The following is a 14,853-nucleotide window of genomic DNA, read 5'->3' on the forward strand; positions in this document are numbered from 1 at the left end:
GTCAATGAAGAAGACAGAATATCTGGTTTTTAGATATCGGAGAACTGGATATAGCTTTCTAGGCCGCTCAGCCAAGGCGCGGTCGTGTCGAAGTCCATCCATCGAAAAGAGTACGCTGCCCTCATTGAGGCTGTTCGCGAGGCGCGGCTAGCTGCCGGTCTGACCCAGGCCCAGGTGTCCAGCATGCTGGGCCGCAGCCAGTCATTCATCAGCGACGTCGAAACAGGCAAGAGAAGGGTTGATGTGGTGGAGCTGAGAGATATCGCCCGCCTGACAGGCCTTTCGCTGGGCAAGTTGATCACAAACTTTGAGAAGCGAATCAAAGACTAAAGCCCCTTAGGGTGTAGCGGTAGGTTCGCGCTTCTTGCCGGCCGGTCGGGACCAGGCGCACACGCCAGTGACAGACGGCCAACCGGATGGAAGGGGCACGCCCTGCCGGAAATCCGTGACGTAGATCGGCCTCGGCGTGCCGGGTCGAAACTTTAGGCTGTTTTGTGGAACCGTGGGGTCTGAACCCTCGTGTAGATCCGGGTGAAGCGACGTCTTTACAGTTGTTGATGTGAAGACATTTCTCCGGCCCACTCCACAGCAGCTCCACAGGTCGCTAAAGCGAACCCCTAAATGCCTCCGATGGGCTTGTCGCGGGGCCTATACCCTTTCGGCGCGACTGTCTGACGTGGAGGATTGCGCCCTACACAAGCTTCGAGACGCAAAGGCTATCGCTTGGCGGCGGCAGCGCAAGATGCGCAGCTGGGCCGCGAAGCATCCCCGGTTCCTACTGTTAGCCTTTCCGCTTTGGGGTGATCCCCGGTCATTCGCTGAGTTACCGGAACAGAAGCTTTGGCCGCGCATTCTTGGCGTTTTCGCGCTTGTTAGCCCCCATCATCGATGCGCTACAAGCCGATCCAGGAAGTGGCCAGTCACTAGTTCAATGGGCAGAAGTTGCTGGCGTATCCTCTCGGACTCCTGCAAGACGCTGGGTTGCCGCTACTGGCCTGGGATGTTGTGAGTGGCGCCAGAGGCTGAAGCTTGCTGCGTCCCTCCCTCTCCTCCAGAGCGACTGCAAAGTTGGTGATGTTGCCAAGCGGCTGGGCTATAGCGGCCCCTCCCCTTTTATTGCAATGTTTCGCCGACTAACCGGCATGTGCCCAACTCAGCTGAAGAGCGCTGTCTAGATGCAACTTCACCTTGAGGAGAGGGCCCTTTGAACCTGGCTAGCCGAAGAAGCGTTCCCCGAACAAGGAGAACGGGCCTCAAGCGGCCCGTTTTCATTTGAACTGCAGCTATGCAATTGTCTTTCAGCGCTTGGTCGAGGTGTCATCCACGACCATGACCTCGTCAGGCTTCTTGCGAGCTGCGTACTCCGCCAGTACCACACCAAATACTGCCATCAAACCGCCACCCACGACCCAGGTGCTCAGAGACTCTTTGAGGACCACCACCGCAAGCAATGCAGTGACGATCGGGACGAGATTGAAGAACCCGGCCACGCGAGCAGAGCCCAGCCGATGCAGGCCGGTCATCCATGCCAACGGTGCCATGATCGAAGCGCCGATTGCTGCGAATGCAATGCAGCCGATGGCTGCGCCACCCTGGACGCCAGTGCCTGCGACAAGGAAAAGAGGTAGCAGCAGGATCGTTGCAGACATGGCTTGAAGAAACAGGGATTCGATCAGCGTTACGGGAATGCGCCACTTGTGCATCAGCAAATTGTAGGTGGCAAAAGCCAAAGCGCCCAGCAGCATCAGGGCGTCACCTTTGTTGATTCCATGGGAAACCAAGGCTTCAAAGTCACCATGGGACACTACCGCTATCACCCCAACCAAGGAGATGATCGAACCAATCACTGCGCCACCGCGGACTGCGTGACCCATGAAGATGCGCGACAAGGCAAGAGCGATCAACGGGATGAGTGCCTGGATAACGCCCATGTTGGTCGCAGAAGTGAAATGTGCGGCGTAGTACGCCAGGCATTGGAACATGACACCGCCCAAAGCACCGAGCACGAGGAAGCGTGCCCAATTGGCTTTCAGGACCGCTAGGTTCGACTTCAGGCGCGGCAGGGCGAATGGGAGCAAGATGATGGCCGCAGCAAGCCATCGCCAGAAGCTAATATCGACCGGGCCGACGGTCCCTGCAGCGAGCTTTGTAACGATGGTGTTGGCGCCCCAGAGAAGGCAGGCCAGGAGGGGGAGCAGGTAGTACATGGCATCCTCAGATACTGGATATCAACAGCCAGTAGCGTAGACTTGGCGGAATTTCGTTACATCCATAATTTGCGCCAATCTTCATCTTGAATGCGACATGGCAATGGACCCCGTCCCCTCGTTCAGCTCCATCCCTGGAGACATCTACGTTCGGCAAGGGACTTTGCCTCCCTCCGACTGGGATGCTCGTGTGCATCCGTGGGGGCAGTTCAACTATGTTGCGCAGGGTGTCATGGAGTTACAGGTAGGCGAGGACTGGATGGTGTCCCCTACCCACTATGCGATATGGATTCCGCCTGGTGTTCACCACTCATCCCGAAACCGTGGTGCGGTTGCTTATCGATCCGCATACCTTTCGGTCGGCGCGTCGGCGCAGATGCCCAGCATTCCGACTGCGTTAGCGGTTAGCTCGTTGCTTAGGGAGATCTTGGACGAACTGGCCCGTCGTGACATCGGCGAGGCCGTTAAGCCAGAAGACCGGCGACTCTCCGCGGTCGCCCTTGACCTGATTCTGGCCGCGCCGGTGATGTCGAGCTTCCTGCCGCTGGCCAGCGGTGACGTGCTAAAGCGGATTCTGAGCTATGCCGAGACCTCCCTTCAGGACTCTCCGTCGGCACTTGAGGTCGCAGAGCGCCACCACATTAGTGTTCGATCACTTGAGCGCTTGGCAAAGCGCGAGCTAGGGATGGGGTTCGGAGAGTGGCGCAGTCGGCTTCGTTTTCTGAGGGCAATTGATGCCTTGGGTTCAGACCGATCAATTACGCAGATTGCAGACGATCTGGGCTATGCAAACTCAACGTCTTTCAGTGAGATGTTCAAGCGACACTCTGGCCGGACCCCAGACCAGTATAGAAGGGGCCTCAGTCCGCTCCAGCGAGAGGTGGAGCCCTCCTCCCGCTGAATCGAGGCAGGCCTCGAAGCTGTTGGGTCAACCATTTAGCTGGCCCAGACAGTGGCCATTCGGATCGATGGATCATCCAGAGGGTGTCAACCACCGGAGATCCACAGTCAACCACCTCAATTGCGTCTTGCCGAGCGAAGGATTCACGGGCGTGTCGCGGAATGACAGTGAATCCCAGCCCGAGCGATACCGGCTCAAGGATGAGCGCAACCTGATTGGTGAAGCCGTGTATAGGAAGCGCGCGTACGCCTGGATTTCCTGGGAACTTGCGGGCGAGAAGGCGGGTGGCCATAGCCTGGCCATCTGGATGATCAACGAAACCCAACTTTTGAAGATCCGCCCAGCTGTCCGCGCAGGCACCTCTCGGAACTACCAGCTCAAGCGCCTCCTCGGTGAAGGGCTCAGCCCGCAGCCGAGGGTCATCCGGCCGAAGTGCAAGTAGACCCACCTCGTACTTCTTCTCCAGTACCGCCGATAGGATTTCTGGGTCCGGCGAGAAGCGATGACGAATGATCAAGCCGGGATGGGTGCGCTGGAAGTCCAGCAACACCGGGTAAAGAGCAAGGCCAACACTCCCGGGGGTTATCAGCGCAAACTCCCCCTGATCGCTGTCCGCGCTCGCGAGCTTGGCTTGAAGCCGGCGATCGGCCGAATCCATCTCTTGGCAGTACTGCAATAGAGCCATTCCCGCCGGCGTCAGCTCAATAAATCGTGGTCTGCGCAGAAACAGGGCACCCAGCTGTTGCTCAAGATGACGTACATGCTGACTGACCGCAGCCTGGGTGAGCTGCAGCTGGCCTGCGGCCCTGGTAAAGCTCCCGACCTCTGCGATAGCCCGAAAGGATCGGAGCCAATGCTCATTCAGCATAAGAATATTTTATCAATCTGATAAAAATGGATCAGATCATGGTTGAGTTGCAGGGTCTAATCTTGCGGCTACCCCTCTCTTCAGTGGTGTGCCGTGCCTGCCCTACCCCCTCCCTACCCTCGCGCCTTCTCCCACATCGGCCTGTCTGTTACCGATCTCGATGCCGCGGTTTCCTTCTATACAGAAGTCTTGGGCTGGTACCTCGTCATGCCGCCGACCAGGATTGCTGAAGACGAAAGCGCAATTGGCGTGATGTGCACGGATGTGTTTGGGCCTGGATGGGGCAGCTTCCGCATTGCACATCTATCCACTGGTGACCGGGTTGGAGTCGAAATCTTCCAGTTCAATAACGCCGAGCGTCCCGCGAACAACTTCGAGTACTGGAAGTCGGGCGTCTTCCACTTCTGTATTCAGGATCCGGACGTTGAAGGCCTGGCCGCTCGGATTGTGGCAGCTGGTGGAAAGCAGCGAATGCCGGTTCGAGAGTACTTCCCAGGGGAGAAGCCCTATCGGATGGTTTACATGGAGGATCCGCTGGGCAACATCCTGGAGATCTACAGCCACAGCTACGAGCTTACGTATTCAGCTGGCGCGTACGTCTAGCTCCACGCACACCCTCAGCCAGCTTTCGACTGCCAGGCAGTCCTCGCCAAACTGAGACACGACGGTACGGAGCAAGTGTCTCGGCTGTAGAAGTCAGAGGTCTGCAAGTTAGAAGCTGGCGAACGTAATTTTAACGATTCATCGGCGAGCCGCGCCGCTAGCCCTAAGGAGCATATGATGAAAATGAACGGCATTCGTTGGCCGGAAGGCTACCTTCCTGGTTACACCGAAAACTTTGTCTCGAATGAGCTGATCGTCCTCGGCCTTGCCGCAGCTGATGTTTGGCCGTTGCTTGAAGAGCCACGTCTGTGGCCGACCTACTACGGAAATTCAGCCAATGTGCGCTTCCACGATGGCGCCGGCCCTCTGTTGCGAAACGGGGATCGATTCTACTTTGAAACCTTTGGCTTCCCCGTGGAGGCTCAATGCGTCGAGCATGAGGCTCCTACCTCCGAGGGTCCGGGCCGGATCGCTTGGCATGGCTGGGCCGGTGAGCCCGGGTCTGCCGATCGACTTGACGTTCATCATGCGTGGATTGTCGAAGACCTTGATGGTGGCCGAGTGCGGATCCTCACGCAGGAGACGCAGAAGGGACAGCCTGCAGAAGCCCTGCGTCTGGCCAAGCCGAATCCAATGATCAATGGTCACCAGGATTGGCTGGACGGCCTGGTGGAAGCAGCTCGAGCCGCCAAGTCAACGTCCTAAGCCGGAGTAAATCCCCGTGCTTGCTCCTCTTGCTCTCCCCAAAGCCCCGTTTATGTCTGCCCTGTTTAGCCCATTCGAGCTCAAAGGTGTCACTCTTAAGAATCGTATCGCGGTGCCGCCCATGTGCCAGTACAGTGCGGAGGACGGCCGTATCAACGATTGGCATCTCAGCCACTATGCCGCGCTTGCGCGCGGAGGCGCTGGGCTCGTGATTGTCGAGGCTACCGCCGTGTCTCCGGAAGGACGCATCACCCCGGGATGTGCTGGCCTGTGGGGTGATGAGCAAATTCCAGGAATGGCAGCCATCGCTTCTGCCATCAAGCAAGGCGGTGCCGTAGCTGGCATCCAGATCGGCCACGCAGGGCGCAAGGCTAGTGCAAATCGGCCATGGCAAGGCGATGACCACATCGCAGCCGATGATCCCGCAGGATGGGCGATCCTTGGTCCCTCGCCGATCGCCTTTGGCGGCTCGCTCGATAGAGTTCCCAACGAGATGACGGTTGAGGACATTCATCGCGTTCAAGCGGATTTCGTCGCTGCAGCCAAGCGTGCGCTTGCTGCAGGATTTGAATGGCTGGAGCTTCACTTCGCTCATGGCTATCTGGCGCAGAGCTTCTTCAGCCCCGACAGCAACAAGCGGGAGGATCGCTACGGTGGCAGTGCGGAGAACAGAGCACGCTTCCTGCTGGAGACATTGGCGGCCGTCCGTAAGGTTTGGCCCGAGCATCTGCCGCTGACCGCGCGCTTTGGAGTTGTGGAGTACAACTCGCGCGATGGCCAAGCACTGGTCGACTCCATTGAGATTGGCAAAGAAATGCGAGAGTTGGGGCTTGATCTGCTCAACGTGAGCATTGGCTTCAGTGCTCTTGGTGGCCGCGTCCCATGGGGTACACAGGCGTTCCTGGCACCCCTTGCTGAGCGATTTGCTAATGAAACTGGGCTTCCGGTGGCCACAGGTTGGTGCATCGATGATCCACAGACTGCCGAGCGCGTTGTAGCGGACTGTCAGGTTGACCTAGTGATGATCGGGCGGGCCCACCTATCCAATCCGCACTATCCGTACCAAATGGCCATTGCGCTTGGCCAGGAGCTCCCAGCCAGCGTGCTACCCACGCCTTACAGCTATTGGCTGAGCAGATACAAAGGCCCGGGCAAGGCGTCGGCTCAATAGGAGCGAGCCAGCCCCCTCCTCCATCGAGCAATAGGGGCAAATGATCTGGCTCCCATCGAGAATCCCTAACGCCATTGCAAGCTGCTACCCCGCCTCAACACAGGCGGGGACAGGCACCATTAAAGTTGCTCCGCCTTGTCCGCCAGGGGTCACCGAAGCGGCTGCGTGAGCGAGACGGGATGGGAGGTCTGACTAGGCGCCGAAGAAGACTCGAGCTAGCGAGAGGCACTTGGCCGACGCTGCCTTGCCGGCATGCTCAAGCGCGAGCGCTCCGCCGCCGACAAGATGACCATCAGCACAAAGGGGTTGGCTACCTGAATCATGACTACGGACGTCTCTGAGATTGCACCTTGCAGCAGGAGAATCATCGGAATAGTGAGTAGGGCATGGAACAACACTCCCGCACCAACCAAAAGGGCTAGTGCTCGATAGCTCATACGACCCGCGCCAAAGGATGTGTAGATCATCCAAGCGCAGAGGGGGATGAAGATGATGATCGCAGTTAGCGTTCCCGCGCCGTAGCCGACCCCGAGAATCAGCGGGATCACGTGGAAGACAACGTTGATCATGATGATGCTGTAGATCGCATAGCCCCTTGAGCCAGGGCAAGGCTGGAAAGATTGAAGGCGGCGATCGCCTGCCCTGGGTGAAGACGCGTGGTGAGGACAACTACGCGATCTCAGAGCAAATCGGCTGGCAGGTCCATGTCTATGGACGAGCCAGTACTGAACTAAAGGGCTGGTGCGACAGCCGCGGCATGGCTCTTCGCGAGTTTACCTGGCACGAAGAACATGGCCGCGCTGGACGTCAGCAGGACGCTGTCTACGTTCTGCGGCCTGACACTTGGGTGGGATTGGCACAGCCAACGCAGTCCCTAGACGAGCTGCAGCGCTATTGGGATTCCCGCATGGGCAAGAGATTGAGCACGTGAGCGAGATGCAACCTAAGTGGAGTCGTCGCAAGGAGGCGCGGCCGCTCGAGATTGTAGACGCTGCGGTAGATGTTTTCCTTGAGAACGGCTTTGCTGCCGCAAAGCTCTCTGATATCGCGAAGCGCGCACGAGTCGCGAAGGGCACGATCTACCTCTACTTTGAAACCAAGGAAGAGCTGTTTCGAGCCGCAGCGCGCCAGTTGATCTCCACAAATCTGGAAGGCCTTGAGACGGCACAGGCGACCTTCGACGGGTCGATTGAGGAGCTAATCCCGACGCTCCTCCAGCGAGCGGTCTCATCAGGTGGCGATGCCCGCTTGTCTGCAGCATTGCGAATGGTGCTATCGGAGAGCCGAATGTTTCCTGAGCTTGCGAGGATCTGGCATGACGAAGTTGCATCTCGCATGATCCGGCTGGTGGCAAGCGCTGTCGAGCGGGCGCAGGCCAAGGGGACCGTCCGCGCCGGCGACTCAAATCTCATGGCCTTTTCAATCATGGCTCCGATCGTAATGGGTGTGCTGTTCCACGAGCTGTTCGGGACCTCGAGTCCGCATGCACCTGCGCTGGACAAACTTGCGTCCCAGCATGCTTCAATGATCCTTCATGGCATCACTGTGGATGCGATGTAAGCCGCCCTCACGGAGTTGTTAAGGGTTAGGCCACATCTATCCCTCCATGATTGAGATCAGTTGTCCTAGCCCTGCGACTTCGAGGGTGATCGTCTGCCGGCCAGAAGCAGATTCAGCGCGGCACAATCCTAGCCAGCGCATGCGCCCAAGGCATTGCTACTTGAAGGATGGGCAGCCATTGGCAAGCCACCAGCAGGCTACCGTCCTTCGTCGCCCCATGCGCACCGTCACGCAGTTCGAGCAGGGCATCCGGCCCGGGTTAGTCGTCCATCCCGCTGCAGACGATCAGGTCGAAACGACCCGTCGGCCACTCCTGCAGTTTCTGGGCGCAGGCCGCCGGAAGCGATAGAACGTTGAGTGTCGGTCCGAGGGCTGGCGCACCTCGTAGCCGCTGCCTCGATATCCCCCCGAGAACCGCTGGCCGAACGCAAGCGTCAGCGCCTCCACGCTCAGCACCACGTTCCAGATCCTTCGTGGCCCCACTTGCCGCTTCGCTTCCTGCGTTACGACGGCCAGCGCAACGGCCCCGATGACCGCGGACTGGTACCGGAGTTCAGGCACCACTCGCCGAGCTCCCGCGCGCCTGCGATCAGACGAAGACCTCATCGAGCAGGTCCCGCAGCGCGCCGTTCAGCCTCGGGTCGCCCTGTCCCTGCAAGGACAGGTACAGCGACAACGGGTCCACGACGGTGCCCGCGCCACCCAGGCGGGTGGAGTACGCCCAATGCTGCACGTCTGCATAGCCCTCGCCGGCCACGGGAAACCATTCCGGCTCCGGATGCCGACGGAAGCAGTCTCGTCCGATCGCAGCGATCGGACGCGATGGCGCCGCCAGTTCGGTGAGAACGGACAGGCCGGTTTCTCCCGCAGCACGACAATGATCGGCCAGCAGCATGTCCAAGCCACTTTTGCCGATGCAAGTGGTGCGCAGCACCGGCGAGCGCAGCCGCGGCAGCGCGACCGCCCACAAGGAGCGGCGCGCTTTCAAGAACCGTAGCTTCGTCTCCCGCCCCTCGCGCTGGGCGCTGACGAGGTTAGCCGCCACCAGTTCACGGGCGACCCGCGAGGCAGTCATGCGTGAGTAGCCTGCCTCGCGCGCCAGGTCGAGCGGCACCCACGGGACGCTGCCAGGGATGCCGCGCTCCTCCAAGTCGGGCCGCAACAGGGCCGCGATCAGAACCGCTTGTGCCGGATGGCTCAACCGCTCCCCAGCGGATGTGAGCACCCTTGGAGACGAATCGCGCTCGCGTAAGCTCATCAGGAAGCTCGGAGCGAACAGTTGGCTACCAGGCACAACGAAATCCACCCGAGACTCGATGAGCTTGGAGCGAATGTAGGGCGAAACGCCGGAGAGCACGAGAATGACCCTCAAGCCGGCCTTTTCCGCCAATCGATGCACCTGCGCGATCAGCCGCAAAGGTGGCAACGGTTCCGTCTGCGCCGGGACGGTGGCCAGCAGCACCCTGTGGCCGAGCAGGTCAAGCTCGGCCAGGCCGAATAGGGTGGCGAGGAAGTGGGGTAAGCCGCGCGTCTTGGAGCTGGGCCAGGGCTCGAGCTCACCGACCATGTCGGGTAGTAGACCCTGAAGATAGCGGGCTGCGGCGTCGAGGTCGTTCATAGCAGCGAATGTAACGGAGGTTCTTTACCGTAACAAGGCGCGGTGACAGTGAAACTGCTCTGTTACAGTCCAGTGCACCAGGCCCCTGCTACATCGCCAGGCGAGTTCCCCCGTTCAGACGCCAGCTACTCCCTCCGACTCCGCACGATTTGCCGGATAGCCCTCGGCAGTGGATTACTAGAGAGAGGTTTGTGACTATTACCGCGTAGTTGTAACGAACAGCATTTGCATGGGCTATTCATTAGGCAGCACGATTGTGTCGTAGTTGAAGTCTCGAGGCCGCTGACCGGTTGCCTTGATTGCTTCTTCGACGGCTCTATCGAGCATGAGCAGGTACTTTTTAACGATCTCGCTCCCCCGCCCCTTTTTCATCTCTTCTTTTCTCAGAAAGAGTTCCTGGATCTCCTTAAGTGCACTCACAGCCGTTGCTGATTGCTGCAGCGCAATCGCCAAGGATCGGTTCGGCACGTCAACATAGTTGACTGAATCGAAAGCCTTATGAAGCTGGATCAGATGCGCCAAGATCAGCCGGGGGCCGCCGAATCCTCCCTCGAACTGCGCCAGCATCAGTGTCGCTGGAAATCGCGCATAGGAAATCAGCTCTATGAGGGACTGTGTGACCTCCCGTCTCCTGACTCTGGCGTGCCAAAGGGGGATCAGTCCCGCGGCGATGATGGCTGCGATGCTGCCGATCGCTTGCACCCACGCCGGCCAGTCAAGCGCTAACGTGGCGGATTTGGGACTCGGCTTGCTCATGAGTGCCCAAGTCAAGACGGCTCCTGCGGCAAAGGTCATCACAGCGACCACCGCCCAATCTCTGTCAGTTCTTCCCTGCTTCATGGCGTTCCTCCTCCGGCGTGCTGGTTTCTACCGTTCGTACGGGGCCTGTCGCGCCGTGCTCTCGGGCGCGGTCGAGGATGAACTTTGGGGGGGGCGTGTACGTCCTCCAAGTCTTTCGGGGAAAGAAGCCTTGATCGAATGGATGGCCTCAAGTCTTAGATTTCCTGCTATTGGGTTCTTGTGTCGGCTCGCCCACTCTTCTGGGCGCGGTGCGGCGTGGCTTGCTTTGCCTGCTTGGCGTTGCCGTGTTCGCTCTCCCTTGTCGGAGTGCCTCGGTAACTTGCCGAGTGGTTTCCTTCAGTGACGTCAGCTGCGCCTCCAAGCCATCAGCCCGCGCGTTCACGCCTTCCAGTCGGCGCAATGCCTGTTGCTCGCGGTTGGCAGCAGCAATGGCTTGTTGCTCGCTCTCTCGCAATGAGGTGGCCAAGGCCATGCGCTCCCGCCCCCACTCCTGCTCGGCTGACCGCAACGCCTGGCGATGCCGGTCAACCTCCGTATGGGCACGATCCTCCACTGCCCTGACGTGCGCCTGGAGCGCCCTCCTCTCTTCTTCGTGAGCGGCCGCGGCCTCGCCCAGACTGCGGCGTACGGCATCCAGTTCCTGCTCGAGTCGCTCCGCCCGTCCATAGGCTCCATCGCGTTGGCGCAGCAGGTCTTGTACTTGTGCCGTCATCTGGGAGACCTGTGCCGCCAACTGCTCCGCGGTGGTGGCGGCGGCCTGAGTCTGGACCTGAGCCTCCCTTTCGCGCTTCTGGCTGGCCTCAATCGCCAGCGTCAGGGCCACCCGGTCCTCCTCCAGCAGGCGCTCGCGTTCCTCCAGTGCGTGCCTTGTCGACTCCAGCTGGGTCTGAGCGAGCTCGCCGGCATCCTGCAGCGCGGCCTGCCACAAACGCTGGCTCAGGTGAGCTACCCGCTCTGGGATGCCTGGAACCGCCGCCTCAATGGCGCGCTGGCGCAGGCGAAAGCCTACGGTCTGCCACCAGGTCTCCAGCCAACGCGTGACGGTGTTGGGCGAGCCGGTGCCCAAGTGGGCTCGGATTCGCTCGACGGTGGGACGTTCGCCGGCGGCGATGATGTCGTCCGCTGCCTGGTGCACATCCAGTTCGCTGATGCCCTTGGCCATTGGGTGTCCTTCTGCGGAACGGTGAGAATTGGCAGGCCATGTCTGATAAGGCATATTTATCAGATGTAGCTCAACCTAATCATAGTGCACAATACATAGTACATATGAATAATATCACTGCTGCGTCAGGGGAACTCGTTTCGGGGCTGGTTCCGGAGCGGCTGGCCACTTCCGCCGCAGAAGCGGTGCGAGACATCCTGCAGGAGGCCGAAGCGCCTAACACCATTCGCAGCTACGCCGGCGCCCTGCGCTATTGGGCGGGCTGGTTCGAAGGGCGCTATGGCAGGCCCATCGCCCTACCCGTCCCCCCGGCGGCAGTGGTTCAGTTCATCGTGGATCACATGGGGCGCTCAGGCGATTTGGGGCTTCGTTGGGATCTGCCTGCAGACTTGGATAGTGCCTTGGTGCATGCGGGCCTGAAGAAGAAGCCTGGGCCGCTGGCGTTCTCCAGCCTGGTCCACCGGGTGGCGGTCTTGTCGGCGGCCCACAAGCAGGCCCGCCAAGACAACCCTTGCGAGGATCGCGCCGTGAGGACCCTACTGTCCAAGGGGCGCAGGGCTTCTCACAAACGAGGCGAGCGCCCGGCCAAGAAGACCGCGCTGTCAGCCGCAGATCTGCGCGCAATGGCGGCCACCTGCGACACCTCGCTCAAGGGGAAGCGCGATCGCGCCCTGCTCTACTTTGCCTTTGCTAGCGGCGGGCGCCGCCGCAGCGAAGTCGCCGAGGCGACGGTGAATCACCTCACCCGACTGCCCGAAGGCGGCTACACCTATCGCTTGGATCACGGAAAAACCTTGCAGTCCGGGCCAGTGGTTGGCAGCAGCCCCGACAAGCCCATCCTGGGAGAGGCAGCCACCGCACTGCAGGACTGGCTGGACATGGCCGAGATTACCGACGGCCCCCTGTTCCGGCGCGTCTGGCCACGGTCATTGGGCGGCGCGCTCAGCGGCAAGGCGGTCGCCGCCATCGTTAAGGACCGGGCGCGGTTGGCCGGTCTGGACGGGGACTTTGCCGGCCACAGCCTGCGCTCGGGCTTTGTTACCGAAGGTGCGCGGCGTGGGGTGGCCCTGCCGGCGCTGATGGCGATGACCGATCACCGCTCCGTGGCCAGCGTGATCGGATATTTCCAGCAGGGCGGCGTCGGCAGCAACCCCGCCGCGCGCCTGATGGATGAGGACTGAGCCTCCGGCCCGAGCGGCCAGCAGTGCGCGTTGAATGTGCCCCGCTCGGGCCCTATCCTGCACAAGACGCGCACCATCCACGGCAGGAATCAGGGGGCAGCATGAAGCTAGTCAAGGCACGGATCCGAAACTTCCGTTCTGCAGAGGATTCCGGAACGTTCGATGTCGGAGAGCTGACCTGCTTGGTCGGTAAGAACGAGGCGGGCAAGACTGCAATTCTGACGGCGTTGTTTGGTACCCGTCCCATCGCCGACCAGTTTGCTTACGACACGGTGCACGATTACCCCCGCCGCTTCCTCACGCGGTATGAGGAACGCCACGACGACGAACCCGCACCGGTTGCCACCCTGACCTGGGAGCTCAGCCACGAAGACCAAAAGGCGGTCGCCGACGTCCTGGGTGCCGGCGCGTTAAGTAGTACGACCGTTGACGTAACGACAGATTACAGTGGCCACAGCACTTGGAGCATTCACGTCGATCCCAACGTGGTGCGCGCGTTTCTGCTCGACCAGCACGGTGTGGCAGGCGAGGAGCGGGAGAAGTTTTCCAAGATATTGCTGGATCGACTCGTGGTCGAGATAGATGCGCACCCCGAGCCGTCTGACCAATTGCAGGCGGTCAAGCGGTCCATCAGCGGCTTCCGCAAGGGGAAACCAGTGCTGGCGGCCATCGATATCCTGCAGAAAAGGATGCCGGCGTTCTTCTATACCTCTCACTTTGATCGCATGTCCGGGGAGATATCGCTGGACAAGCTGTCTCGTGACACCCAAAGCGGCGCGACGATCTCCCCGGGTGACCAGATTTTCCTCGACTTCCTCGAGTACGCCGGGACGTCGGTCAGCGAATTGCAGTCCAGCACACGCCTGGAAGAGCTCAACGCACGTTGCCAAGCCGCCTCCAATGAAATTACCGATGAGATCTTCGAGTTTTGGAGTCAGAACGACGCGCTCAGTGTAGAGATAGCGCTTGCCCAAGGCCTCTCCGAGGATCCCGCCCCCTTCAATAGCGGGACTGTTGCCAAAATCCGCATTCGGAATGACAACCACAAGGTTTCGGTGCCCCTGTCTGAGCGCAGCGCCGGATTCGTCTGGTTCTTCTCCTTCCTGTCGCAGTTCAAGCAGATGCGAAAGAGGAACCCCGGTGCGATCATCCTTCTGGATGAGCCTGGATTGACGCTACATGGAAAGGCGCAAGCTGATCTGCTCCGCTACATCATTGAGCGTCTACTCCCCGACCCCCAGGTCATCTACAGCACCCACTCGCCCTTTATGGTGCCGGCCGATCGTCTTGCGGACGTTCGCGTCGTCGAGGACGTTGTCACCTACGACCAGCGTCGCCGCCCCACCGTTAAGGGCACACAGGTCTCCGCGGACGTCCTGAGCGTCGATCAGGACACGCTGTTCCCCCTTCAGGCCCATCTCGGTTACGAGGTTACCCAAAGCCTGTTTGTGGGAGCGCATACCCTGTTGGTCGAAGGACCTTCGGATGTGCTCTATCTTCAGGCGGCATCGCACGCGCTCAAGCAACGCAAGCGCCAAGGCTTGGACAGCCGGTGGGTGATCTGCCCCACAGGCGGCATAGACAAAGTGCAATCGTTCGCCTCGCTCTTCTCTGGCAAGGGCATCCACATGGTCGCCTTGTGTGACTACGGCAATGGCGATAAAGGCAAGGTGCAGCGGCTGAGGGAGTCTCAGATCATGAAGACTTCCGGCGTCTTGGTAGCCACGGATTTCACCGGAAAGGCGGAGAGCGACATTGAGGACTTCTTCGCACCCGCCGTCTTCGCCGACATCCTCAACGGTGCCTACGGTCTGAAGGGAAAAGGGCAAATTTCCGCCCGGCAGTTCAGCCAAGACGGTGCCCTGACGCGCCAGGTCAAACAGGCCGAAGCACTGTTTAATGTCATGGGGGCTTCCGTTCCGCCCCTGGATCATTTCACTCCCGCCAACTGGCTCATCCAGAATCAGCACGTGCTGGCCGCGGAAACTACGGCCATCAATGAAACGCTGGAGCGCTTTGAGAAGGCCTTCGCTGAGATCAATGCGGCGCTAGGGGCCGGTGCGTAGATGAACCTCT

Annotated in this window: 16 protein-coding genes; 10 read left to right on the plus strand and 6 right to left on the minus strand. The window is 60.1% G+C overall.

What is annotated here, in order from left to right; genetic code table 11:
- The first annotated feature begins 84 nt into the window (after positions 1–84).
- On the plus strand, positions 85–330 hold the full coding sequence (locus B9Y64_RS19265; protein ID WP_043033505.1) for a helix-turn-helix domain-containing protein: 246 nt from the start codon (positions 85–87) through the stop codon (positions 328–330).
- 470 nt (positions 331–800) lie between these two features.
- The gene (locus tag B9Y64_RS22600; protein WP_080334755.1) at positions 801–1,175 is read left to right on the plus strand and encodes a helix-turn-helix domain-containing protein; all 375 of its coding nucleotides are present in this window, start codon (positions 801–803) and stop codon (positions 1,173–1,175) included.
- A 123-nt stretch (positions 1,176–1,298) separates the two neighbouring features.
- Here the strand turns inward: B9Y64_RS22600 and B9Y64_RS19275 are convergent, their stop codons facing one another.
- Positions 1,299–2,207, minus strand: a complete 909-nt coding sequence (locus B9Y64_RS19275; RefSeq protein WP_043033504.1) for a DMT family transporter — start codon at positions 2,205–2,207, stop codon at positions 1,299–1,301.
- Positions 2,208–2,304: 97 nt separating this feature from the next.
- Here B9Y64_RS19275 and B9Y64_RS19280 point away from each other — a divergent pair, with 97 nt between their 5' ends.
- The gene (locus tag B9Y64_RS19280; protein WP_043033503.1) at positions 2,305–3,108 is read left to right on the plus strand and encodes an AraC family transcriptional regulator; all 804 of its coding nucleotides are present in this window, start codon (positions 2,305–2,307) and stop codon (positions 3,106–3,108) included.
- Here B9Y64_RS19280 and B9Y64_RS22605 read toward each other — a convergent pair.
- A complete protein-coding gene (locus B9Y64_RS22605; protein WP_033835999.1) occupies positions 3,068–3,976 on the minus strand; it encodes a LysR family transcriptional regulator in 909 nt (302 codons plus the stop codon). The genes B9Y64_RS19280 and B9Y64_RS22605 overlap by 41 nt on opposite strands.
- A 93-nt stretch (positions 3,977–4,069) precedes the next feature.
- Between B9Y64_RS22605 and B9Y64_RS19290 the strand changes: the two genes are divergently transcribed.
- From B9Y64_RS19290 to B9Y64_RS19300, 3 genes are all read left to right on the plus strand, one after another.
- Positions 4,070–4,579: a lactoylglutathione lyase family protein gene (locus tag B9Y64_RS19290; RefSeq protein ID WP_033836000.1), complete on the plus strand. Its 510-nt coding sequence runs from the start codon at positions 4,070–4,072 to the stop codon at positions 4,577–4,579.
- Between the two features lie 177 nt (positions 4,580–4,756).
- Complete coding sequence (locus B9Y64_RS19295; protein WP_223224789.1) at positions 4,757–5,284, plus strand: SRPBCC domain-containing protein; 528 nt, start codon at positions 4,757–4,759, stop codon at positions 5,282–5,284.
- A gap of 52 nt (positions 5,285–5,336) precedes the next feature.
- Entirely contained in the window at positions 5,337–6,455 is a 1,119-nt protein-coding gene (locus B9Y64_RS19300; protein WP_049402762.1) for an NADH:flavin oxidoreductase/NADH oxidase, read from the plus strand.
- A gap of 215 nt (positions 6,456–6,670) precedes the next feature.
- Here B9Y64_RS19300 and B9Y64_RS19305 read toward each other — a convergent pair whose 3' ends face one another.
- A complete protein-coding gene (locus B9Y64_RS19305) occupies positions 6,671–7,024 on the minus strand; it encodes a hypothetical protein (RefSeq protein WP_043033501.1) in 354 nt (117 codons plus the stop codon).
- A gap of 26 nt (positions 7,025–7,050) precedes the next feature.
- Here B9Y64_RS19305 and B9Y64_RS19310 point away from each other — a divergent pair, with 26 nt between their 5' ends.
- Positions 7,051–7,386 carry a hypothetical protein gene (locus tag B9Y64_RS19310; protein ID WP_043033500.1) on the plus strand — a complete coding sequence of 112 codons (336 nt, stop codon included), beginning with the start codon at positions 7,051–7,053 and terminating at the stop codon, positions 7,384–7,386.
- Between the two features lie 5 nt (positions 7,387–7,391).
- On the plus strand, positions 7,392–8,015 hold the full coding sequence (locus B9Y64_RS19315) for a TetR/AcrR family transcriptional regulator (protein ID WP_043033616.1): 624 nt from the start codon (positions 7,392–7,394) through the stop codon (positions 8,013–8,015).
- Between the two features lie 589 nt (positions 8,016–8,604).
- On the opposite strand, the gene B9Y64_RS19320 is transcribed toward B9Y64_RS19315, so the two are convergent.
- The 3 genes from B9Y64_RS19320 to B9Y64_RS19330 form a co-directional block, all read right to left on the minus strand.
- Positions 8,605–9,633: a hypothetical protein gene (locus tag B9Y64_RS19320; RefSeq protein WP_049402763.1), complete on the minus strand. Its 1,029-nt coding sequence runs from the start codon at positions 9,631–9,633 to the stop codon at positions 8,605–8,607.
- Positions 9,634–9,867: 234 nt separating this feature from the next.
- Entirely contained in the window at positions 9,868–10,473 is a 606-nt protein-coding gene (locus B9Y64_RS19325; protein ID WP_100442041.1) for a hypothetical protein, read from the minus strand.
- Positions 10,474–10,621: 148 nt separating this feature from the next.
- Complete coding sequence (locus B9Y64_RS19330; protein ID WP_049402764.1) at positions 10,622–11,596, minus strand: DNA-binding protein; 975 nt, start codon at positions 11,594–11,596, stop codon at positions 10,622–10,624.
- Between the two features lie 104 nt (positions 11,597–11,700).
- Here B9Y64_RS19330 and B9Y64_RS19335 point away from each other — a divergent pair, with 104 nt between their 5' ends.
- A complete protein-coding gene (locus B9Y64_RS19335; RefSeq protein WP_049401586.1) occupies positions 11,701–12,777 on the plus strand; it encodes a site-specific integrase in 1,077 nt (358 codons plus the stop codon).
- Positions 12,778–12,878: 101 nt separating this feature from the next.
- Positions 12,879–14,843, plus strand: a complete 1,965-nt coding sequence (locus B9Y64_RS19340) for an AAA family ATPase (protein WP_049402765.1) — start codon at positions 12,879–12,881, stop codon at positions 14,841–14,843.
- Positions 14,844–14,853 lie beyond the last annotated feature (10 nt).

Source organism: Stenotrophomonas maltophilia, from assembly GCF_002799245.1.
GTDB classification, from domain to species: Bacteria; Pseudomonadota; Gammaproteobacteria; order Xanthomonadales; family Xanthomonadaceae; genus Stenotrophomonas; species Stenotrophomonas maltophilia_S.